The following is a 21,020-nucleotide window of genomic DNA, read 5'->3' on the forward strand; positions in this document are numbered from 1 at the left end:
GAATACGAGGGCTGCCGCGACCCAACCAACTGCTTCCATCTCACACTCCCACCAGTAGGCGCGAGGCGGACGTCCATGGCGGCCGGTCCCCGGCTGTGCCCCCGGAAGGGATGGAAGTGGCAATGACGTTAACAGCCGGTCGCCTTGATCACTTCTATCTCACCGAATTAGTTGAAAGGAGCGCCGATGGCTGGACGTGGTCCCGCCCCGAAGGACCCCACGAAGCGCCGCCGGCGCAACGCCACAGCCCCGGAGACGGTCATTACCCCCGACGACGAGCTCCGCGGCCCTGAGCTGCCGGAGGGCGTCCTCGGCGAAGAGGACGGCGCCACGGTCGAGTGGCACGCCATGACTCAGCTCTGGTGGAACTCCTGGCGCACCTCCGCGCAGGCTCAGACCTTCACTGACACGGACTGGCTCTTCCTGATCGACACCGCGCTCATGCATCACACGATGTGGGCGAAAGGCCGATGGGAGTTCGCCTCCGAAGTGCGCCTCCGCGCCGCCAAGTTCGGCGCTACGCCGGAGGACAGGGCTCGCCTGAAGCTGAAGGTCGACGACCCCACCACACGCCCGCAGGCGCCCGTACAGCGTGCCGACAACGTGGCCGACATCAACTCTCGTCGCGCTCGTCTGACCGGTTAGGAGACCGCGTGCCGCACGTCACCGTGCGCGCCCCCGGTCACGACCGCTCCCGCTCTCTCGGGTGGATGGCGGTCGCATGGATGGAGTACTTCGTCGTGCACGGCCCTGGCGACGTCCAGGGCGAGCCTGTACGCCACGGCGACGAGTACACGGGTTTCGTCGTGGACTGCTACGCGGTCGACGACAGTGCGGGCAAGCTGCTCTACGACTCCGCGTTCTTCAGCCGCCCGAAGGGCTGCGACAAGAGCGGTCTAGGCGCCCGTATCGGCCTCTTCGAAGCTCTCGGCCCTTCCCGGTTCGCCGGCTGGGCTGAAGGCGGGGAGGTCTACCGCGACCCGTGGGGCTTCGGCTTCGAGTACGTCTACGAGCCCGGTGAGCCGATGGGCCGCCCGGTCCGCGTCCCCTACCTCCGCATCATGGCGACGGAGGAAGGCCAGACCGGCAACGTCTACGACACCATCTACTTCAACCTGACCGACGAGGCGTCGCCCCTCTCGCAAGTCCCGGGAGTCGACCCCGGGCTTACGAAGATCAATCTCCCCGACGGCGGGGAAATCACCCCGTCGACTGCCTCGTCCTCGTCGAAGGACGGCGGTAAGGAAACTTGGGTCTGCTTCGACGAGTCGCACCTCTACAACACGCCTGAACTGCGGCGCATGTACGCGACGGTGACCCGAAACCTCCGCAAGAGGAAGAAGGGTGCCGGCACGTGGTACCTGGAAACGACCACGATGTTCGCCCCCGGGCAAGACTCCGTCGCTGAGCGCACCTACGAGGAAGCGGAAGCGATCCGCGAGGGTAAGAAGAAGCGCGGTCGCGCGCGGCTGATGTACGACCACCGGTACGGCGTCTGCAAAGACTTGAAGAACGAGGACGAGCTCCGCGCGGCGCTCCGCGACGCGTACGGCGACGCTATGGAGTGGATCGACGAGGACACGCTCGTCGACGACTTCTACGACCTGCGTAACGACTCCGCGGACGGCAAGCGCTACTTCCTCAACTCCCGTACCTCGTCCTCCGATGCGTGGATGGAACCCGATGCGTGGGAGCTCTGCCGACGTCCGGAGGAGATCGCCCCGGGCGAGCTCGTAACGCTCGGCTTCGACGGCTCTATCCGCGACGACGCGACGGCTCTCACCGCCTGTCGCGTGACTGACGGGCACCTACAGCTCCTCGGATGCTGGGAGAAGCCGGAAGGCCCGGAGGGCGACGGGTGGCAGGTGGACCGTGAAGCGGTTGACGCTTGTGTCGCCCGCGCCTTCGACCGGTACGAGGTCGCCGGCTTCTACTGCGACCCGCCGCACTGGCAGGACTACGTGGACGCCTGGACGCGCGACCACGGCGAAGGGCTCCAGGTGAGCGCCACGCAGGCGCGCCCGCTGGAGTGGTGGACCAACCGCCCGACTGCCATGGAGCACGCGCTAGACCGCTTCGTTGAAGCCGTCGACGACAGGGCGCTCTCCTTTGCCGGCACCGCGAAAGCTGACGACGACTCGTCGGCATGGTCGCGGCTGGGCGCCACGCTCTCCCGCCACGTGCTCAACGCGAAGCGTCGGCCGATGGGCCGCAACCACATGGGCATCGGCAAGGAACACGCGAAGAGCCCGAAGAAGATCGACGCCGCCATGTCGGCCGCACTCGCCTACGAGTGCCGCGCCGATGCGGTCGCCGCAGGCATCACCAAGCGCAAGAAGAAGTCCAATCGTCTAGTTGCCTTCTGAGGGAGGTCCGTGAATGCCTGTCGAAGCTGACAAGGTGGAGTCTCCCGGGTGGTGGCTCCAGCGTCTTGGAAAGAAGCTGCTCGACGAGCGGGCCGACTCCACCGACGCTGACGGCGAGACGGAGCCGGGGCTCGACACCCTTCGGGCCTTCGCGGAGAACCGCGCGCCGCTCCCTCGCGTGCCAGGTGTCGACCCGCGCGAGGCGCGCGAGTGGATGCATGACGCGCGCACCAACTGGACGTCGCTCGTCATTGACTCGCCTGTCGAGCGCATGCACGTCGACGGCTTCCGCTTCAGCGCGCCCGACGACGACTCTGAAGGCGCGAGCGCCGCGGACGATGACGCCAACCGCATCTGGCAGGAGAACAGCCTCGATGCGGACGCCGACCTCGTCCACTACGGCGCGCTCTCTCAGCGTCGGGCGTTCGTCCTCGTAGAGAAGGGTGACGACGGCCGACCGGTCCTGACGCATGAGTCGCCTCGTCAGGTTGCCGTAGAGCACGAGCAGGGCAGCCGGCGGAAGCTCGCTGCGGGGCTGAAGTTGTGGCGCGACGACTGGACAGGCAACACGCGCGCGACACTGTGGACCCCTGAGCGGATCCACGAGTTCGTCACGAAGTCGGATGCCCCGACGTTCTCCGGCCGCGCTGCATCGCTTCGCGGTTGGGACGCGTTCACGCTCCCGAACCAGGACGACGGCGAGCGATCCAACGAGCTGGAGATTGTCCCCTTCGGCGTCTTCACGAACCGCAGGAATCGGCGACTGAGCGGGTTCGCAGAGCACGAGGACGTTCTCACGATTCAGAACCGGATCAACCTCTCGTTGATCAACCTCATTGCTGCGATGAAGTACGGAGCTTTCAGGCAGCGTTGGGCCGCGGGCCTGGAGGTCGACGAGGATCCGCTCACGGGGGAGAAGATCCAGCCGTACAAGCTGGACATCAAGTCCCTGTGGACGAGCGGCGACCACGAGACGAAGTTCGGCGAGTTCGCGGCAACTGACTTGAAGCCGTACGTCGCTGCCGTGCAGTCCGCGGTGCAGGATCTCGCCGCGATCAGCAGGACCCCGCCGCACTACCTGATCGGTGCCGTCGTGAACGTCTCCGGCGACGCTCTGAAGGCTGCGGAGACTGGCCTCGTCTCGAAGGTCCGCGACCGTCAGCGCAACTTCGGTGAGTCGTGGGAGCAGACGATGCGGATCGCTTTCCGCGTCCTGGGCGACGAGACACGGTCGAAGGCGTTCCACGCGGAGACGATCTGGCGTGACCCGGAGTCGCGCAGTATCTCCGAACTCGCCGACGCTGCCGTGAAGAAGAAGGCGGCCGACGTGCCGTGGCGTCAGCGCATGGAAGACATGCTCTACACGCCGGCGCAGATCTCCCGCATGGAGATTGACCGTGCTGCGGACCAGATGAACGCGACGCCGGCACCGCTGACTGACCAGCAACCCGCTTCCCTCCAGGCCGCCCGCGACGCTCGCGAGCAGCGCGACCCGCGGACCGTGATCGGACGGAGCGAGGATGACAACGCCATCGCGGCTTGATTCTCAGTACGGCGGAGCAGTCGCAGGCATTTGGGCAACCGTGCTCGGTAGAGTCGGTCGCTCGTGGACTTCGCTCGGCTCCTACCGTGACGCCGACGTCCGCCGGTTCCAGCGTCAGGCGCTCCCCGTGGTCCTCGCGGGTGAGCGCCAGGTCGCGAACCTCACGGCCTCGTACCTGGAGCAGCTCTACAAGGATGTGGACGCGCGCGCTCGTCGCGTGAGCCTGGACCTGGACGCCGTGACGGGGGAGTCCCTGCGCGGCGTGGATCCTGTCGACGTCTACGAGCGTCCGTTCAAAGAAGTCTGGACGGCGCTCTCCCGGGGCGAATCCTTGGACGCGGCAGTCGAGCGCGGAGGCAACCGCCTGGAGACGCTCGCGAAGACGGATCTTCAACTCGCCCGCACGCACACGGTTCGCGAAGTCGCCGACGAGCTCCCCAAGTTCGAGTACACCGTCCGCGTACTTCAGGGCGAATACGACTGCGCGCTCTGCATGATCGCGAGCACTCAGAGGTACCACAAAAAGGATCTTGCGCCGATCCACCCGGGATGCGACTGCATCGTCAAGACGGTCACAGCCGACTACGACCCGGGGCAGATCGTCGACGAGGACCGCCTAGAGCGCATTCACGACCTCGTGGAGGACGCGCTCGGCAGGAGTGACCGCGGAGGCCGCGCGGTCGACTACCGAAAGATCATCATTGCCCGGGATCACGGAGAGATCGGTCCTGTCCTGAGCTACCGGAGCCAGAACTTCACGGGCCCGGACGAGCTTGCAGACAGGGACCATGGGGCCCGACCGGACCACACGCCACCCCACCGGGGCGAGGACGCGGACCCGCCGGAACGCCCGCGTGACGTGGAGCCCGACATCGAGACGCCGCAGCAACTCGGCCGCTCCATCACGGATGTTGATGAGTCCACCCCGAACGGGCAGGCACTAGCGCACGTTAGGGACGTGATCGCCTCCGTCCACACCGTTGACCGTGAAATGCCGGAGATCCCCCTCGTGGACGAGCATCGCCACGGCTACCTGGGGTCGTACGTGCACACGCGAGGCGGAGACTCCGTCCGTATGTCTCTGAATCCCGACGGGCCGTGGCCTCACATGACGGCCGCGCATGAGCTTGGCCATTTCCTGGATCACAAGGGTCTGGGAGACAGCCTTGAAGCTTTCGCCACGGAGACGGAGACAGCAGAGGGCGGCATCCTCCACGAGTGGTGGGACGCCATCCAGCAAACGGCCTCCTATCAGGTACTCAAGTTCATGCGGTCGCAGCCGGACGGCTCCGAGTGGGCGCGCGTGCAGCGGGGAGACGATGTCGAGTCCTTCGTTCTTGACCATGAGCATCTGGACTACCTCATGTCGCCGGCTGAGATGTTCGGCCGCTCCTACGCACAGTGGATCGCTACCGCTTCGGACGACGACCTCCTGCGGGAGGAGCTGGAGCTCGCTCAGGATCCGGGCAGTGGGGCTGTGCTGATCGCTGGATTCACGTCGGGCTATCCGCGACAATGGAGCGAAGAGGACTTCGAACCTGTTGCGGACGCATTCCGCGCGGTCCTCCGCCGGCTTGGCCTGATCGCAGACGAGGAGGACGAGTGACCGACAAGCTTCGAGAGCTCGCCGCGCTCCTCGCAGAGGGCGGCCCGGATTCTGCGCGTGCGCGGCTCGACGAAGAGCTACGCAGTGCCCCGCCGGCGGAGACAACCACGGCAGAAGACGGTGTCATGCAAGCGTATGGCGACCGTCCAGACGTCGACGTGATTGACGACTGACACCTTCGTTACCGACAGCGCCCCTAACTGGGGCGCTTTTTCATGCCCGACATGGGCGCTCCAGACCATCCCGACAGGGGAGACCTCAGCATGTCCCGACGCACTCTCGCACGCCGCAATTCGCTTCTGACGCTCGCTGCCGAACCGTGGACCCTCTTCGAGGACGACCCGAACGCTGGCAACGGCGGAGGTGGTGGCGGAGCCCCGACGGTCAACGAGCACGGCTACCCAGACAACACCCCGACGGCGGACATGACGCCGGAGCATCAGGTGGCGTACTGGAAGCACCACGCCCGCAAGCACGAGACGGCCGCGAAGGCTGCGCCTGACGCCACGGAGCTGGAGCGCCTGCGCGCCGCTGACGAGGAGCTGAAGAAGCACCAGGCTTCCGAACTCTCGGAGACTGAGCGGCTCCAGAAGGAGCGTGACGACGCTGCGGCGCTCGCCGCGACCAACGCCGCGACGGCTGCGGCTGCGACCGCGGAGCTCCTGAAGCTGAAGGTGATCGGCGAGAAGGAGCTCACGCCCGCGCACGCCGCATTCATCACGGGCACCACGCGTGAGGAGCTGGAGGCGAGTGCGGATGCGCTGAAGGCGCTGTTCCCCGCCTCCGGTGGCGAGCAGGGCAACGGCGGCTCCAGCACGCAGCACCGTTCCGGCGGAAACCGTGGGGGCGACGTCAACAGCGCATCGTCCGTCGCGTCCGGTGCGGAGCGCTTCCGCGCGAAGCACGGCAAGCAGTAACCGACACCTCTTGGAGGACACATGGACCTCAACCTCAAGGTTGAGTCTTTCACTCAGGACCGCCGGGATTGGCTGGGGTCCGCCCACGGCACCGACGCCCCCGTCTCCGTGACGCTCGACGTCTCGAAGTTCACGAAGGCGACCCACTACCCGGACGGCTACCTGAAGAGCGGTATCCCGCTCGGCAAGATCACGACCGGCGGCAAGTACGGCCCGTACGACGACACCGCGACCGACGGCCGTCAGACCCTCGCGGGCTTCCTCTTCACCGCGCAGGACGTCGACGCCCGCAAGGTGGCGTCCACCTCCGTCGTGGGCTCGATGCTCATCCACTGCTTCATCCGTGAGGCGAAGCTCCCCGTCGCCGTCGACACCGCCGGAAAGACCGACGTCGCCGGCCGCGTCATCTTCGTCTGAGAGGCCCTGATACATGCAGCTCATCACTGAGTACGCGACTCCCGCGGAGCTCACCGGTTACGCCCGTGAGGCGCTCCGGTTCCGCGAGGAGAACACCCTCAACCTGAATCGGTGGCTCCCCAACGAGACCATCAACGACCTGACGTTCCGGTTTAACCGTGGCGGAGGCGGCCTGACTGAGGCGGCCAACTTCCGCGCGTTCGACGCCGAGTCGGACATTGCGACCCGTTCCGGCGGGGCTCGCGTGAGCGGCGAACTGCCTCCGATCTCGCGGAAGATGCCTGTCGGCGAGTACGAGCAGATCCGTATGCGGAACGTCGACACGCAGAACGCCGAGATCCGCGAGGCCATGGAGTCCGACTCCGTCAAGCTCGTGAGCGCGATTGCGGCGCGTCTGGAGCTCGCGCGGGGCGAGGCGCTGTTCAACGGGTCTGTGAGCCTGAACGAGAACGGCGTCCAGGCGTCTGTGGACTTCGGCAGGTCGGCCACGCACTCCGTGACTGCCACGACGATGTGGTCCAACATCGCCGCCCCGGCGTACGACCAGCTTCAGGCGTGGCTCGACGTCTACAACGAGACGAACGGCACCCTGCCGGCGACGATGCTCATGTCCCGCAAGATCTACAACGCGCTCCGGAAGAACACTCAGATCATCAGCCTGGCCTTCGCTGGACAGAGTGGCGCGCCGGGGGTCCTCACGCGCGAGGGTCTGAACGCTGTTCTCGGCGAGTACGACATCCCGCCCATCGAGATTTACGACGCGCGGGTGTCTGTGGCAGGGGCTGCGACCCGAGTCACCCCGGAGGACAAGCTCCTCTTCCTCCCGCCGCAGGGCGACGCCGCGGGTAAGACCCTGTGGGGTGTCCCTGTGGAGGCGAACGACCCGCGGTACGGCCTGGCCGGCGACTCGGCGGGCGTGGCCGTGGGCGGGTACAAGAGCGAGGACCCGCAGACCGTATGGACTCGCGCGACCGCCATTGCCCTGCCCGTTGTGGCGGCTCCTGACCTGACCCTCGTCGCCGACGTCCTCTAACCAGAAACGCGAGGCATTCACGCATGGCACGACTGGCAACCTTCGTCCACGTGACGGACGACGAGGGCGTCAACCACGCGTTCGGCCCCGCGGATGACGTCCCGGCGTGGGCTGAGGCACTGATCACGAACCCGAAGGCGTGGGCGGAGGCTCCGGTCCCCGCGCCCGCTCCGGCGCTGAAGAAGGCGACCGCGAAGCGCGCGGCTCCGCGACGGAAGGCGGCACCCGATGACGCTCTTCAGTCCGGCTGAACTGCGCACACTCCTGGCGCGCCCGCTCACTGACGCGGAGTGCGAGCTCGCCCACGGCCTCACGGAAGACGCGTTCTTCGGTGAGGTCGGGGAGCGGCTGACGGACCCGCCCCAGCGCGGAGTGAAGTCCGTCGCGGTCATGGTGGCGGCTCGACTCCTGACGAACCCGGGCGGACTCCGCAGCGAGCAAGCCGGCGGCATGCTCCAGTCGTACGCCGACTCGGAAAACGGTGTCGCCCTGTCGACCGACGAGCGGCGCCGGCTCCGGCGCGCTGTAGGCATGGCGTCGGGTGCCTCGTCTCTGAGCATCGCTCCGGAGGACGTCGCCCCGCCCATGACGCTCTGGCGGGCGCAGTGAGCCTCTTCGCGCAGATCTTCAACGAGACGATCACCGTGGAGAGACCCGGGACACCGACCCGTGACTCCACGGGGTCCGAAGTCCCGGGGATCCCGGTGCGCTTCGACGTCGAATACTGCGCCGTCATCCCGCCGTACGGCGTGACGGTCGGCTCGTCGACAGAGACGCACGACGCGTCGACAACGATCACGACGCGACGCGTCCTCTTCGCCCCACTTGGGACCGACGTCCGTCCCGCTGACGTCATCGTCCGCAGCAACGGCGAACGGTGGCAGGTGGAGGGACGCCCGAACACGCTCGGGGCAACGTCCCTTGCGCACCTCGAAGCAGCCTTGAAGGAGGTCACCGGTTAATGGCGTACCGCTCGAAGTACCACGGCCGGTACTCCGGTATCGGCACGATGCTTTCGCGGCCGTGGCTCCAGAAGCCTTGCAAGGATGCGGCCGTCCGTCTGAAGGCTGCGGCAGAGGCTCACGCGCCGGTTGGCGACCCTGTGGAGGACAACCACTCGGGACGCTATAAGGCGTCCTTCGACGTGGTGCCAGTCGTGAAGAACGTCCCTTTCCGCGGGAAGCCGCGGATGCGTGCGGGTGCACGTCTCATCAACACGGCGCCGTACGCGCACATCCTGGAGTACGGCAACGGCGTGACCCCGCGCTATGCGGTTTTCCGCAAGAGCATCGACGACCTGAAGGCGGGGCACCGTGGCTGACGTGGAGGCGGTGCTCAACCCATGGGCGGAGGCCGTGCTCGGCGTCCGCGCCGGCGCAGAGACACCCGCCGACCTGGAGAAGCGCCTCCCCATGGTCCGCGTGGAGCGGATCGGGGGACCGGACGAGCGCTTCAGTCTCCACCCCCGCGTTGCCGTCGACGTCTTCGCGGCGACGGCCGACGAGGCGCGCAGGCTCGCGAACGACCTGCGGGACAAGCTGCTCGCTCTGCGCGGCCCCGTGAATGGCGCTGTGATCCGCGACGTCCGCTGTGACTCAGGCCCGTCACGGCAGCCGTGGGCGAACGAGGCGGTCCACCGTCGCGGCGCCTCATACACGGTGAGCCTCCGGGCCGCGTAACCCCCTGAACTTCGAGCCGCTACGTCAAACGACTAGCGGCTCTCCTGCATGCCCTGGAGGGCTCATGGCGGATACCCGCAATGCCGATCTGACGTTCGGCGCAACCGACTACCTCGTCTACATGGCGGCGATGAACACGGTGTCGCCGACCGACTTCAGCGACCCGGCGACCCCGTGGCAGTGCCTCGGGTGGACGACCACCGAAGGCGGTCTGTTCAAGGTCGAAGAGGAGTCGAAGGATGTGGAGGCGGCCGGCTCGCTGGAGCCGATCCGCACCCTGATGACGAAGTCCACGAAGTCGCTTCAGGTGACGTTCCTGGAGGGGCTCAACCCTCTCGTGCGCTCTCTGTACGACAACGTGGCGATCACAGCTCTGAAGCCTGACGCCGTGAGTGGCGTCGCGGCGTACGACCTCCCCGACAAGCCGTCGGATCTCCGCTATGCCTTCGTCTTCGACACGATGGACGGCGACAAGCGCGTCCGGCTCTACATGCCCAACGGCAAGGTCGTGGAGCGTGGCGACGAGCAGCCGCAGACGTCCGACGTCATGCCGGTGGAGCTCACCTTCCGCTTCTACAAGGGGGCCGCGAACGCTGCGGCTGTGAAGCGCTCCATCGACTTCGGCTCTGTCGACGTCTCCGGCTTCTTCCCCGCCGCAGGTGGCGGAGCGTAAAGCACTCATGAACTAGCGGGGCCCGTATCTGCGCGGGTCCGGGCCCCGCTCCAGCTCCACAACGACCCGCGCAACCCCTTGAACCACACAGCCGAGAGAGGCAGACCCGCGCATGTCTGAGACCACCATCACCCCCGCTGAGGCGCAGGAGAACGAGGCGACTGGCGAGTACGCCACGGCCGAACTGTGCGGCACCGAACTCCGCGTGAAGGGCGTCAACCACTGGCGTCCGTCCTACATGCGAGCCCTGCGTCAGTCCGACTTCGACGCGTGGGCCGCGGGCGTCCTGCACGAGGACGACGTCCAGACCTTCATCGACCTGGACGCCACCTTCGAGGAGATCAACGTCTTCGTCGGGGCTGCGGCTGAGGCCGTCGGCGAGCCGGCGGGAAAGTCCAGTGGACGTACACGGTCCTCGCGGACTACGCGGAAGCGCTAGAAGCCGACCTCCTGCGGTACTACCCCGGGACTGACCTCCTGGACGTGTACCGCGGGAGGCTCTCCCTGCGCCGTCTCCGTGTGCTGATCACGCACCTTCCGCCGGAGTCGGCGACGAAGACGGCGCTCCGCAATGCGACGCCTGACGACGTCATGGAGCGGGCGAGCGAGGAAGCGCGCCCCGATCTCGGGCAATGGAGCAGCGTCGAAGTGCTGCTTGCCGCCATTAAGGACGAGCTCGTCCGTGCGCGCCACGTCGCCCTAGTCGCGGCAGGCGGAAAGCCGGAGGACTTCGTCCCCACGCCACGCCCCGGGATTCCACCGAAGAGCGCGAAAACGTCGCGCCGACAACTCAGCGACGAGCAGCGCCGCGCGCTTGACCCGCGGCTGAGATCACAGCCAAAGGAGGCGTAGCGCATGGCCGGAGACCTGGACATTGTCGGTGGAGCGGCGGTCGACGTCGTCCCGATTGTCCCCAACTTCCACAGGAAGCTGAAGGAGGCAATCCTCCCTATCGCGGATGAGGTCGGCACGGAAGCCGGCCGGAAGATGGGCGAGAAGATGGGCGACGCCATGCGCGCGTCGCTCGCCGACGATGGGCAGCGGATCGGTAACTCGCTCGGCGACTCCATCGGCGACGCCCTCGCTCGGCGTCTCGCCGATGCCATCCCAGACGCGATCAACCGTGGAGGGCAGCGCGCTCGCGCCTCTTCAACGCGCCAGGGTGACCGCAATGCCGGCGCGTTCGCCGACTCGATGCGCCGTCACCTGGAGGCGGCTTTCCGCGCGATGCCGAAGCTCGACATCCGCATCGGTGACACCGGTGTGGACGCTGAACTCGCCCGCATCCGTGCCAAGCTGGAGCAGCTTTCCAACAAGCGCATCGGTGTCGACGTATCGGCCGAGCACGCGGAGGCGGAGATCATCCGCCTGGAGGAGCAGCTCCGAGAGCTGGGAGCTCAGCACCCGAACGTGGCCGTCCGGGCAGACACCGCAACCGCTCGCGCTGCCCTGGCAGCTATCCGTGCCGAGATCGCAGCGATCCCGGGCCGACGTGAGGTCGGCATCGAGGTGGACGGTGCACTCGGCGCCAAGCTCCGTGCGGCCGTTCAGGCAGCAGAGGAATCCCTCCCTCACATCAATGTCGACGCCGACACGGCGCCCGCACAGCGCGAGATACAGCAGCTTCGCGGCCGTCTGACAGCGCTCCGTGACGTGCGTGTCGGTATCGACATATCAGCGGCGGACGCGCTCGCGCAGGTCCGCGAGATACAGCTAAAACTCCGCGAACTCTCCGCGCAGCGTGCCACGGTCGACGTCGACACGGGCCGCGCCCGAGCAGCGATCACGAACCTTGGGCTCATGATTGACCGTCTCCGCGGGCGCACGCCGACGGTGGACGTTCGGGTCGATGCCGGGCAGGCGGAGGCCGAACTCGCGGCTGTGCACGCCATGGTCAACAACCTTGACCGGGACGACATTCGCATCGTCGCCCACGTCAACACAGCGCAGGCTCAGGCCGCGCTCTTCCAACTCGCCATAGCCATCGGTGGAGTTGCAGCGATTCCCGCACTCCCCGTCATCGCGGCGGGTCTGGGCGCCGTGGCCTCAGCCGGCGTCGCTGCGGGCGCGGGTCTGGGTGCCATGGCCCTCGTCGCGGTTCCCGCGATCAAGGGCGTCACGAACGTGATGCAGCTTCAGAAGCAGGCGACGCAGGAGTCTGCCCGTTCGACGTCCAATGCCGCCGCTGAGCACGTCAAGGGAGCGCAACAGGCGCTTCAGATGGCGAGCGCTCAGCAGGCGCTTACCTCCGCTCACCGTCAGGCCGCGCAGTCCATTGCGCAGGCGAACCGGCAGGTGGAGGACGCGGAGCGTTCTCTCGGGCAGGCTGCGGCTCGCACGATGGAGCAGCGACGCCAGGCAGCGCAAAACGTTGAGCGTGCCGAACGCTCCCTTTCCGACGCGAAGAAGGCTGCGAAGCAGGCTGAGGACGACCTCACGCAGGCGCGCAAGACGGCGGCCGACCAACTCCGCGATCTCAACGACCGGTTGACGGAAGGTGCGCTCGACCAACGGGACGCAACCCTCCGCGTCCAGGAGGCGCAGGAGGAGCTCAATCGCACGATGGCGGATCCGAAGGCTACGGATCTCCAGCGCGAGCGCGCGCAGCTCTCTTTGGATCAGGCCGTCCAGTCTGCGAAGCAGCAGAAGGACGATTACGCCGACCTCCAGAAGTCCGCGGAGGCACAGCGGAAGGCGGGTGTCGACGGGAACGCCGACGTCCAACGTGCTGCGGATCAACTCGCTACCGCTCAGCGCAACGTGGGCGATCAGACGGACGCCGTCGCCGACGCGCACCGGGAACAGGCGCGCGTCCAGAAGGAGTCTGCTCAGTCGGTAGCCGACGCTCAGCGTGCGCTCAGCGACGCAGTGACCAACGCGTCCAACGCGCAGGTGCAGGCTGCGGAGTCGGTGAAGGCCGCGGAGCGGGGCGTCGAGTCGGCGCGCCTGTCGACCATCGACACCACGACGCAGGCTGTCAACAAGACGGACGAGTATCGCAAGGCACTAGCGAATCTCACTCCGTCACAGCGCGACCTCTACGACGCGATTGCCGGCCCCAAGGGGTTGAAGTCGGCGTTCGACTCCTGGCAGAAGTCGCTTCAGCCGCACGTGCTCCCGATCTTCACGCGTGCCGTGGAAGGGATGAAGAAGGCCCTCCCCGGGCTCTCCCCGCTAGTCATCGACGCGGCCGACGCCGTGAGCGACCTTCAAAGGCGCGCGTCGAAGTCGTTGAAGAAGCCGTTTTGGCAGGACTTCAAGCGGGATATCCAGGGCAGCGCAAAGCCTGCGATCACTGGTCTGGGTGTCGCCTTCGGGAATGTCTTGAAGGGGATGGCGGGGGTAGTCGACGCATTCCTTCCGCACATGGGTGATATCTCCAAGACGATGCAGCGGATAACCGGCCGCTTCGCCAAATGGGGGACGAGCCTGAAAGGGTCTCCCGAGTTTGAGCGCTTTCTCGACTACGCGAGCACGAACGGGCCGAAGATGGCCCATGCTCTCGGGAAGATACTCGACGCATTCCTAGAGATCAGTAAGGCGCTTTCCCCTCTCTCCGGTCCTGTCCTGGACTTCTTGGCGGGAATGGCGGAGGGTATCGCGACGGTTGCCGAAAATGCGCCGTGGCTCGTGCAGATGGTGTGGGGGATCGTCGTCGTCACGCGCGTCTGGACGGGCGTGATGTGGGCCCTCAATGTCGCGATGGACGCGAATCCGATTGGCCTCGTCGTTATTGCGATCGGCGCCCTGATTGCGATTGTCGTCATCGCCTGGAAGAAATTCCCCTGGTTCCGCGATGCGGTGACGAACGCCTGGGCAAAAATCCAGATCGTCACATCGTGGCTCTGGGAAAACGTCCTGAAGCCGTTCTTCAAGTGGTGGGGCGACAACGTCGTCTGGCTCTGGGATCACGTCCTGAAGCCCTATTTCGGCTTCATGATCGAGCTGTGGAAGAAGATCGCCGAAGTCCTGGTGTGGCTGTACGTCAATTTCTGGCGTCCGGTGATCGTCGAACTGATCGCGCCCGTCGTGGTCTGGCTCTGGAAGAATATCGTAAAGCCCTACTTCGGCTTCATACGCTGGATTCTCGAAAAAGTCGGCAACGTCCTGGTCTGGCTCTACGTCAATATCTGGAAGCCGTACTTCGGGTTTATCGGCGACATAGTGTCGTGGCTGTGGAAGAAGATCTTTAAGCCGGTCTTCAAGTGGATTTACGACAAGCTCGTGAATCTCGGACTCTCTTTCGGGATCTTCTACGCAAACCACGTGCGGCCTGCGATGCAGAAATTCGGCTGGATTGTCAAGAGCATTTGGGAAGACAAGATTCAGCCGACGTTCCAGAAGCTGAAGAAGGGGCTCGAACTCGTCTCGGCGGCGTTTAAGTCGGCGAAAGACGCGACGAAACGGCAGTGGTCGCAAATCGCGAATATCGCGGCCAAGCCTGTGAATTTCGTAATCACATCCGTGTATGCGCACGGCATTAAGCCCATGTGGGACGCCCTCGCGAAGAACGTCGGAATGCCGATGCTTCCCGATCCTCCTAAGCCAATCAAGCTCCTGGAGGCGGGCGGCACCGTCGGCAACGGCTGGGGCGCAGCAACCCCGATGAAGGTCAACCGCCCGACGGCGATTGTGGGCGAAGGAAACCCCAGGTATCCCGAATACGTCATACCCACCGACCCGAAGTACAGGGGACGGGCGAAGGCGCTTCACGCTGCGGCTGGGACTCAACTCCTGGAATCCGGCGGTGTGCTGGGCTCGATCTGGGACGCGGGGAAGAAGACGTTCTCGAAGGCGCTCGACTGGGGCAGGGCAGGCGCGGAGTTTCTCAGCAATCCGGGGAGCATCTTCGACACGCTCGCGAAGCCGATTCTCAACTCCATCACGCCTGGCGTCGCCGGTAATGGCAACTGGGGGAAGATGGTCGGAAAGGCCCCGCGGAAGTTGCTCACCGCCGCGCGCTCGACGCTCGTCGACGCCGCGAAGGCGGCGGTCTTCGGCGGCGACGGCATGGGCGGTGTGTGGGCGAAGCCCGTCAACGTGCCGTATGGGACGGGCTTCGGCGTCGCCGGCTCGATGTGGTCCTCCGGGCATCACACGGGCCTGGACTTCCCCGCAGCCATCGGGACGGCAGTCCGTGCCGTCATGGATGGCACTGTCACGGGGGCGGCGAGCGGAGGCCCGTACGGGAAGCATGTCACCATCGGGCACCCTGGCGGACTGTCGTCCCTGTACGCCCACATGTCGTCGATCATGACGCAGGTCGGTGCCCACGTGCGCCAGGGACAGCAGATCGGCAAGGTTGGCGCGACGGGCAACGTCACTGGCCCTCACCTCCACTTGGAGGCGCGGGTCAATGGGCGTGCTGTCGACCCGATGCCGTTCTTGTCGGGTGGCGGGGGCGTCAACGTCAAGGCCGTCGGTCATGCACAGCAGTACGCGAAGTCGATCCTCTCCCACTACGGGTGGGGACAAGGCGAGTTCGGCCCCCTGAAGGCTCTGTGGCAGGGCGAATCCGGGTGGCGCTGGAATGCGAGAAACCCCAGCTCAGGGGCCTACGGGATTCCGCAAAGCTTGCCCGGATCGAAAATGGCTAGCGCTGGTTCTGACTGGAAGACGAACGCCGCGACGCAGATCCGGTGGGGTCTCGGGTACATCAAAAACCGTCCGGACTACGGCAGTCCGTCGGCCGCGTACCACAAGTGGCTGTCGCGCAGCCCTCACTGGTACGACGACGGCGGTTACCTCCCGACCGGTCTCTCCCTCGTCGCCAACGGGACCGGGCGCCCGGAGCCTGTCTTCACGGGCTCGCAGTGGTCGGACATCCGCGCCGCGAAGGGCGGCAGCGGGACGACGCAGGTTCACGCCGACGTGCGGGTGTTCGTCGGGGACCGCGAAATCACAGACATCGTGCGCACGGAGGTGACTGCGCGCGAAGCATCCACGGCTTCGGCCATCGACAACGGAAGGTGGTAGCTCATGGCTGACGAGGAGCCGACCCCGCAGGACGAGACTCCAGCGCCGGGCGGCGATCCCACGTCACCGGACGACGAGACGACTCCGCCCCCGGATGAACTCCCGGAGCCCGAAGTCGGCGAGATGGTCCCGCCCATCATCGACTACGTGACGGAGGCAGTCGAGCCGGTCCGTGAACCGGAGCCGACGCGGGGCGAGCGTGGGGGCGACGGCGGGTGAGCGTCCCTACCAACCTCCTCAGCGCCAACACGGCGTCGATGGAGTCGAGTACAAGCGGCTGGACTGCCGGTTCGAACACGAGCCTGAGCAAGTCCAGCCGCTTCTACGACGGCGCCGCATCCCTCGGGATGACGGCGACAGCGGCAGGGTCCGCGACGGCGTCGACCACCGGACGAGTTGCTGTCGTTCCCGGGCGCACCTACCAGGCATACGCCTACTTCGCGAACGTCGTTGCGGCGTCAGGCCGGTCCGCCACAGTGCGGATCGATTGGTACGCCGCGTCGTCGGGAGGGTCGGCGCTCTCGTCGTCATCGAGCGTGGCAACGGCGCTGGACAATTCGACGGGGTGGAACACTCCGCCTCCGCCTGTCGTTGCGGATGCTCCGTCCAACGCGCTCTATGCGGGCGTGACGATCACGGTCACGGGCCTGACGGCTGGCGCGACGGTAGCCGTGGATGTCATCACGCTCGGGGAGCCGTATTCGATCCTGGGGAATCTCCTCTCCTACAGCTCGACCAGTGCGGAGGTGAGCGTCGGGACCTGGAGCGGGTGGACTAACTGCACGGTCGACAGGACGACGTTCGCGAGCCGCGAAGGTTGGTACAGCCTCCAGCTCACATCGTCCGCGGCCGGTCAGGTCGAGGCGGGATGCGGCTCCGTCAGTATCACCCCCGGCACTGAGTACCTGGCTCAGGTGATGATGCGGAGCACGTCGGGCGCCCCAATGTCGCTCGAACTGCGCTGGTACAACGCATCGTCGACGTTCATCGGATCTTCCTCGTCCCCGCGGACGCTCCCGTCCGACGGGACGTGGGTTGCCTGTCAGGCAGTCGGCACGGCGCCGGCCGACGCCACGTCAGCACGAGTGGTGATCCGGCCTACGGCCACGGCAGCCGGTCAGACGTGGCTATGCGATCTGATGTCCATCCTCCCGACGGCCGTCCGTGGGATCCCGGGAAACTTGCTGCCGTACACGGTCAGCGACATGGAGCCGGACATCTCCGCATGGACGGCCACGGGCGCCGCACTGACGCAGTCCGCAGAGAATCCCTTCGGCGGGGTGTACTCCGCCAAGCTCGTCATGACGGGCGGGGACGCGACGCTTTCGGCGACAGTTCCCCTGAGCAGCCTGAAGCCAGGCGTCGGCTACGAGCTCGCCTTCCCGCTCTATCAGGTGGGCACCGCAATTCGGTATGCCACCCGGCTTGAGTGGATCACGGCCTCCGGGGAGGCAGTGCGGACCCGGTGGCAGACATGGACGAGTAGCGCGGACGAGTGGCGCACAGGGCAGATGGGCGACATCGCGCCTGCCGGTGCCGTCGCCGTCAGGCTCAGCGTGGAGTTCACCGGGGCCTCTGCCGGCAGGGTCGTGTATGCCGACCGCGTCCGGTTCATGGAGGGCGGGCTCGTCGCGACGGGTACGCCAACGAACTTCGGGGGAGGCGCGGCCGTCACAGTCCGCGGACTCACCACGGGCGGCCCGACATGGCTCTGGTCCCTGTACCGCGTCGTTGGCGGTGACACACCGCAGGTGGTGCGCGGCTGGGACGGCGACTTGCAGTCGATGTCTGTCACGGGTGACGTGGCAGTCGTCACCGACTACGAGGCCCCGCTCGGCGTCCCGGTGCAGTGGCGGGTGAGGACATGGAACCCCAGTGGAAACGGTTCGTACGTCTACACCTCTGACCCGGTCACCCTGCCGGCGGAGACGCTCGACGTCTGGCTCAAAGACCCGGGCCTGCCTGCGCGAAGCGTTCATGCGACAGTGCAGACGCTCCCCGAGTGGCAGCGTCAGGCACGCCAGGGCGTGAACAACATCCGCGGCCGTACTCGACCCATCGTCATCAGCGACGTCCGATCCTCCCGCACAGGCTCCGTCGGCCTCGTGACACAGACGGACGACGAGCGCGATGCCCTGTGGTGGGTGCTCGACTCTGGGAACGTGCTGCTCCTCCAGTGGCCTCCGACGTTCGGCGAGCGAGACGCCTATGTGTCTGTCGGCGACGTCACGGAGTCCCGCATCACTGACCTTGCCGAGCACACCGACCGGACGTGGACGCTCGCGCTGACGGAGGTGGACCGCCCCTTCGGAGGCATGGTCGGCAGTCCCGACCGCACGTGGCAGACGGTGTTGGATTCCGGCTCTTCGTGGAGTTCTGCGCTGTCCGGTGCGACGACATGGCTCGACGTCTACAGCGGTGTGAACGGGGGATAGGTGTACTCAGTCTCTACCGAATTCCTCCGCGCGCTTCTGTCCTCCCATCGGATCGTCACGCGCGTCGATGCCTACTACAACGGGCAGTTGACGGCGGAAGACATCCCCGTCGCGGACGGATCCGTGAGCGTCGACCGGGGGAGCAAGACGCGGAGATCGCTCTCCCTGACGGTGAGCGACGTCTCGTACCTCCCGTGGGACGTGACCGACCCGCTCGCCGCGTACGGACAGACGCTAGTCGTTTCACGCGGCGTCCGGTTCGCCGACCGCGACGAGCTCGTCCCGCTCGGGACGTTCCGGATCAACGAGCCGCAGGGCGACGTCCACGAAGGCCCGGTGACGCTCACAGGCGTCACAGCGGAGGCGACGCTACAGGACGACGTCTTCATGGTCCCGACGTCGACGGCCGGTTACGGGAACTGCGTCCAGGCAATCGAGTTCCTCATACGTCAGGCGATCCCCGGAGCACCGATAGTCAATCTCACTTCCGACGGCCGTAACCCGATCTGCGCGGTGGCGAATTGGGATGCTGGCGGGGACCGGTGGGACGCGATTGTCTCCGTGGCAACGGCGATGCGCGCGGAGATCTACGTCGACGCAATCGGGCGCTTCGTCATCACCGATTTGCCGGACCCGTTGGCGGCTCCCGTTGTCTGGGAGTTTGCCGAAGGGGAGTGGGGCAACCTCATTTCCGCCTCACGCCAGATGTCACGCACGGCCGTTTTCAACGCCGTTGTGGTTTCAGGGGAAAACTCGTCCTCCGAAACGGCCCCTGTTTCGGGCGTTGCCTACGACAACGAGCCGACGTCGCCGACGAGATGGGGCGGCCCCTACGGTCGAGTTCCCAAACTGTATTCGTCCTCACTCGTCGTCACGCAGGGGGACGCTCAGGCCCTCGCAAATTACATGCTTGCGGACCTGATAGCGCCGAACGTGCAGACGTCCATTGAGGCTAGCCCCAATCCCGCATTGGAAGCGGGGGACTGTGTCCGCGTCTCGTACGCGGGACGGAAAGAGCTCTTCATCGTCCAGTCCTTCAGCGTCCCTCTGACGGCTGAAGGGGATTTCCCGATCACGCTCCGCGGAGGAAAGGAGGACACCACATGACGAAGAAGCTAGCCGACGCGGTCCAGCGCACGGCGACACGCACAGTGACGCAGGGCAGCGCCGCATGGCTGCTCGCCACCGTGACGGCCTCCTACGCGGACGGGACGGTCGACATTGCCACGTCGACGGGTCCCGTCTCCCGCGTCAGGCGCCTGCGAGGCTATGCAGCGCCGCAGGTGGGGGACCGGGTGAAGGTGGCTCGCAACCCCACGGGCAACTGGGTGGTGGAGGACGCCACGGCGAAGGCCGCGGACGGATGGAAGTCACTCACACTGCGCTCCGGCTTCACGGCGAGCGGCACGGACGGTGACGCCCCGCCCTCCTGCCGGCTCTCGGCTGACGGCCTCGTCCAGCTCTCCGGGATGGTTATCCCGACAGGTCTGACGACGGCCGACTCCACCGTGATCGCGGATATGCCGGACGGTATCCGCCCGCAGTACCGGGGCGCCTGCATGGGCGTCGGGGACGGCGTCGCAGTCCGCATCTACATCAACCGCGACAGCACGGTCAGCGCGCGCCTGATTTCCGGCTCGTCCCCGTCGTGGATTTCTCTCGACGGCGCGCAATGCCGCTAGGGCTGCGCCCAATTCATCGAATTCTGAGGAGGGTTCAGCATGCCCAAGAATGACGGTTACGCACAGAACGTCCAATACCCCGTTCTCTCTGACGCCCCAAACATCGAAACGGCATTCCAAACGCTGGTAAACGGGGTTGTTCCGCAGACGGTAATGCGTTTCACAAACGCCAACGCCCGCGCGGCGGCACTCGTTGGCGACTACGCTCCGCGCCCCGGGATGCTTACCTATCTGATTTCAGAAGACAGATACGACGGGCGGATGCAGGATGGTAGTTGGCAGCCATTGTCACCGGGCCCGTGGATTCCGCTCACGCTGAAGTCGGGGTATTCCGTCCAGTCGGGTTCACCGGGATACCGTGTCGTCAACGGAACGGTGTTCCTTCGCGGCCGGATCAAGCGGACGAACTCGGGCCAGTTCTCGACGGGGACGGACTGGATTTTCGCGACGCTCCCGAAGTCGATCCTCCCGTCCACCGCGCAGTACTGGGTGACGCCCGTGGAGATGGGCGCCGGCATCTACTACGGGAGGACCGAACTCAGTCCGACCACAGGTGAGTTGCTTCTGGTCACCCCGCCCGGGGCGACGTCGACGAAGAACGGCCTCACATGGTCGGGGCTCGACGGCCTGTCCTACGCACTCTGACGTACACCGAAAGCCATTCACGCCCCGCAGCGTCGGGGCTTTCTCTAT

General features: G+C 66.1%; 22 protein-coding genes. All 22 read left to right on the forward strand.

Annotated elements, in window-relative coordinates; translation table 11 throughout:
- Positions 1 to 186: 186 nt before the first annotated feature.
- The 22 genes from ACP4E5_RS38305 to ACP4E5_RS38410 all read left to right on the forward strand — a co-directional run bounded on the left by ACP4E5_RS38305 (position 187) and on the right by ACP4E5_RS38410 (position 20,972).
- Positions 187 to 645, forward strand: a complete 459-nt coding sequence (locus tag ACP4E5_RS38305; RefSeq protein ID WP_425837295.1) for a phage terminase small subunit — start codon at positions 187 to 189, stop codon at positions 643 to 645.
- 8 nt (positions 646 to 653) lie between these two features.
- Complete coding sequence (locus ACP4E5_RS38310) at positions 654 to 2,366, forward strand: terminase (RefSeq protein WP_425837298.1); 1,713 nt, start codon at positions 654 to 656, stop codon at positions 2,364 to 2,366.
- Positions 2,367 to 2,637: 271 nt separating this feature from the next.
- Positions 2,638 to 3,909: a phage portal protein gene (locus tag ACP4E5_RS38315; protein ID WP_425837301.1), complete on the forward strand. Its 1,272-nt coding sequence runs from the start codon at positions 2,638 to 2,640 to the stop codon at positions 3,907 to 3,909.
- The gene (locus ACP4E5_RS38320) at positions 3,887 to 5,515 is read left to right on the forward strand and encodes a hypothetical protein (protein ID WP_425837304.1); all 1,629 of its coding nucleotides are present in this window, start codon (positions 3,887 to 3,889) and stop codon (positions 5,513 to 5,515) included. Before ACP4E5_RS38315 ends, ACP4E5_RS38320 begins: the two co-directional genes overlap by 23 nt.
- Entirely contained in the window at positions 5,512 to 5,688 is a 177-nt protein-coding gene (locus tag ACP4E5_RS38325; protein ID WP_425837307.1) for a hypothetical protein, read from the forward strand. Before ACP4E5_RS38320 ends, ACP4E5_RS38325 begins: the two co-directional genes overlap by 4 nt.
- Before the next feature lie 90 nt (positions 5,689 to 5,778).
- Positions 5,779 to 6,432 carry a hypothetical protein gene (locus tag ACP4E5_RS38330; protein WP_425837310.1) on the forward strand — a complete coding sequence of 218 codons (654 nt, stop codon included), beginning with the start codon at positions 5,779 to 5,781 and terminating at the stop codon, positions 6,430 to 6,432.
- A 21-nt stretch (positions 6,433 to 6,453) separates the two neighbouring features.
- Positions 6,454 to 6,849, forward strand: coding sequence for a head decoration protein (locus tag ACP4E5_RS38335; protein ID WP_425837313.1), 396 nt, complete (start codon positions 6,454 to 6,456; stop codon positions 6,847 to 6,849).
- Between the two features lie 13 nt (positions 6,850 to 6,862).
- Complete coding sequence (locus ACP4E5_RS38340) at positions 6,863 to 7,882, forward strand: major capsid protein (RefSeq protein ID WP_425837316.1); 1,020 nt, start codon at positions 6,863 to 6,865, stop codon at positions 7,880 to 7,882.
- 23 nt (positions 7,883 to 7,905) lie between these two features.
- The gene (locus ACP4E5_RS38345; protein WP_425837318.1) at positions 7,906 to 8,133 is read left to right on the forward strand and encodes a hypothetical protein; all 228 of its coding nucleotides are present in this window, start codon (positions 7,906 to 7,908) and stop codon (positions 8,131 to 8,133) included.
- Positions 8,111 to 8,491, forward strand: a complete 381-nt coding sequence (locus ACP4E5_RS38350; RefSeq protein WP_425837321.1) for a hypothetical protein — start codon at positions 8,111 to 8,113, stop codon at positions 8,489 to 8,491. Before ACP4E5_RS38345 ends, ACP4E5_RS38350 begins: the two co-directional genes overlap by 23 nt.
- Positions 8,488 to 8,844 carry a hypothetical protein gene (locus ACP4E5_RS38355; protein ID WP_425837324.1) on the forward strand — a complete coding sequence of 119 codons (357 nt, stop codon included), beginning with the start codon at positions 8,488 to 8,490 and terminating at the stop codon, positions 8,842 to 8,844. The genes ACP4E5_RS38350 and ACP4E5_RS38355 overlap by 4 nt, the downstream gene beginning before the upstream one ends.
- The gene (locus tag ACP4E5_RS38360) at positions 8,844 to 9,203 is read left to right on the forward strand and encodes an HK97 gp10 family phage protein (protein WP_425837326.1); all 360 of its coding nucleotides are present in this window, start codon (positions 8,844 to 8,846) and stop codon (positions 9,201 to 9,203) included. Before ACP4E5_RS38355 ends, ACP4E5_RS38360 begins: the two co-directional genes overlap by 1 nt.
- Entirely contained in the window at positions 9,196 to 9,561 is a 366-nt protein-coding gene (locus tag ACP4E5_RS38365) for a hypothetical protein (protein ID WP_425837328.1), read from the forward strand. The genes ACP4E5_RS38360 and ACP4E5_RS38365 overlap by 8 nt, the downstream gene beginning before the upstream one ends.
- Positions 9,562 to 9,625: 64 nt before the next feature.
- Positions 9,626 to 10,234 carry a phage tail tube protein gene (locus tag ACP4E5_RS38370; protein ID WP_425837331.1) on the forward strand — a complete coding sequence of 203 codons (609 nt, stop codon included), beginning with the start codon at positions 9,626 to 9,628 and terminating at the stop codon, positions 10,232 to 10,234.
- A gap of 112 nt (positions 10,235 to 10,346) precedes the next feature.
- Positions 10,347 to 10,673: a hypothetical protein gene (locus tag ACP4E5_RS38375; RefSeq protein ID WP_425837334.1), complete on the forward strand. Its 327-nt coding sequence runs from the start codon at positions 10,347 to 10,349 to the stop codon at positions 10,671 to 10,673.
- A gap of 80 nt (positions 10,674 to 10,753) precedes the next feature.
- Positions 10,754 to 11,086, forward strand: a complete 333-nt coding sequence (locus ACP4E5_RS38380; RefSeq protein WP_425837337.1) for a hypothetical protein — start codon at positions 10,754 to 10,756, stop codon at positions 11,084 to 11,086.
- 3 nt (positions 11,087 to 11,089) lie between these two features.
- Positions 11,090 to 16,210 carry an aggregation-promoting factor C-terminal-like domain-containing protein gene (locus tag ACP4E5_RS38385; RefSeq protein ID WP_425837340.1) on the forward strand — a complete coding sequence of 1,707 codons (5,121 nt, stop codon included), beginning with the start codon at positions 11,090 to 11,092 and terminating at the stop codon, positions 16,208 to 16,210.
- Between the two features lie 3 nt (positions 16,211 to 16,213).
- Complete coding sequence (locus ACP4E5_RS38390) at positions 16,214 to 16,429, forward strand: hypothetical protein (protein ID WP_425837343.1); 216 nt, start codon at positions 16,214 to 16,216, stop codon at positions 16,427 to 16,429.
- A 38-nt stretch (positions 16,430 to 16,467) separates the two neighbouring features.
- Entirely contained in the window at positions 16,468 to 18,645 is a 2,178-nt protein-coding gene (locus tag ACP4E5_RS38395) for a hypothetical protein (protein ID WP_425837345.1), read from the forward strand.
- Complete coding sequence (locus ACP4E5_RS38400; RefSeq protein ID WP_425837348.1) at positions 18,646 to 19,752, forward strand: DUF5047 domain-containing protein; 1,107 nt, start codon at positions 18,646 to 18,648, stop codon at positions 19,750 to 19,752.
- Entirely contained in the window at positions 19,749 to 20,327 is a 579-nt protein-coding gene (locus ACP4E5_RS38405) for a hypothetical protein (protein WP_425837350.1), read from the forward strand. The genes ACP4E5_RS38400 and ACP4E5_RS38405 overlap by 4 nt, the downstream gene beginning before the upstream one ends.
- Positions 20,328 to 20,366: 39 nt before the next feature.
- A complete protein-coding gene (locus ACP4E5_RS38410) occupies positions 20,367 to 20,972 on the forward strand; it encodes a hypothetical protein (RefSeq protein WP_425837352.1) in 606 nt (201 codons plus the stop codon).
- Positions 20,973 to 21,020 lie beyond the last annotated feature (48 nt).

It is taken from the genome of Streptomyces fractus (genome assembly GCF_049844455.1).
Lineage (GTDB): Bacteria > Actinomycetota > Actinomycetes > Streptomycetales > Streptomycetaceae > Streptomyces > Streptomyces fractus.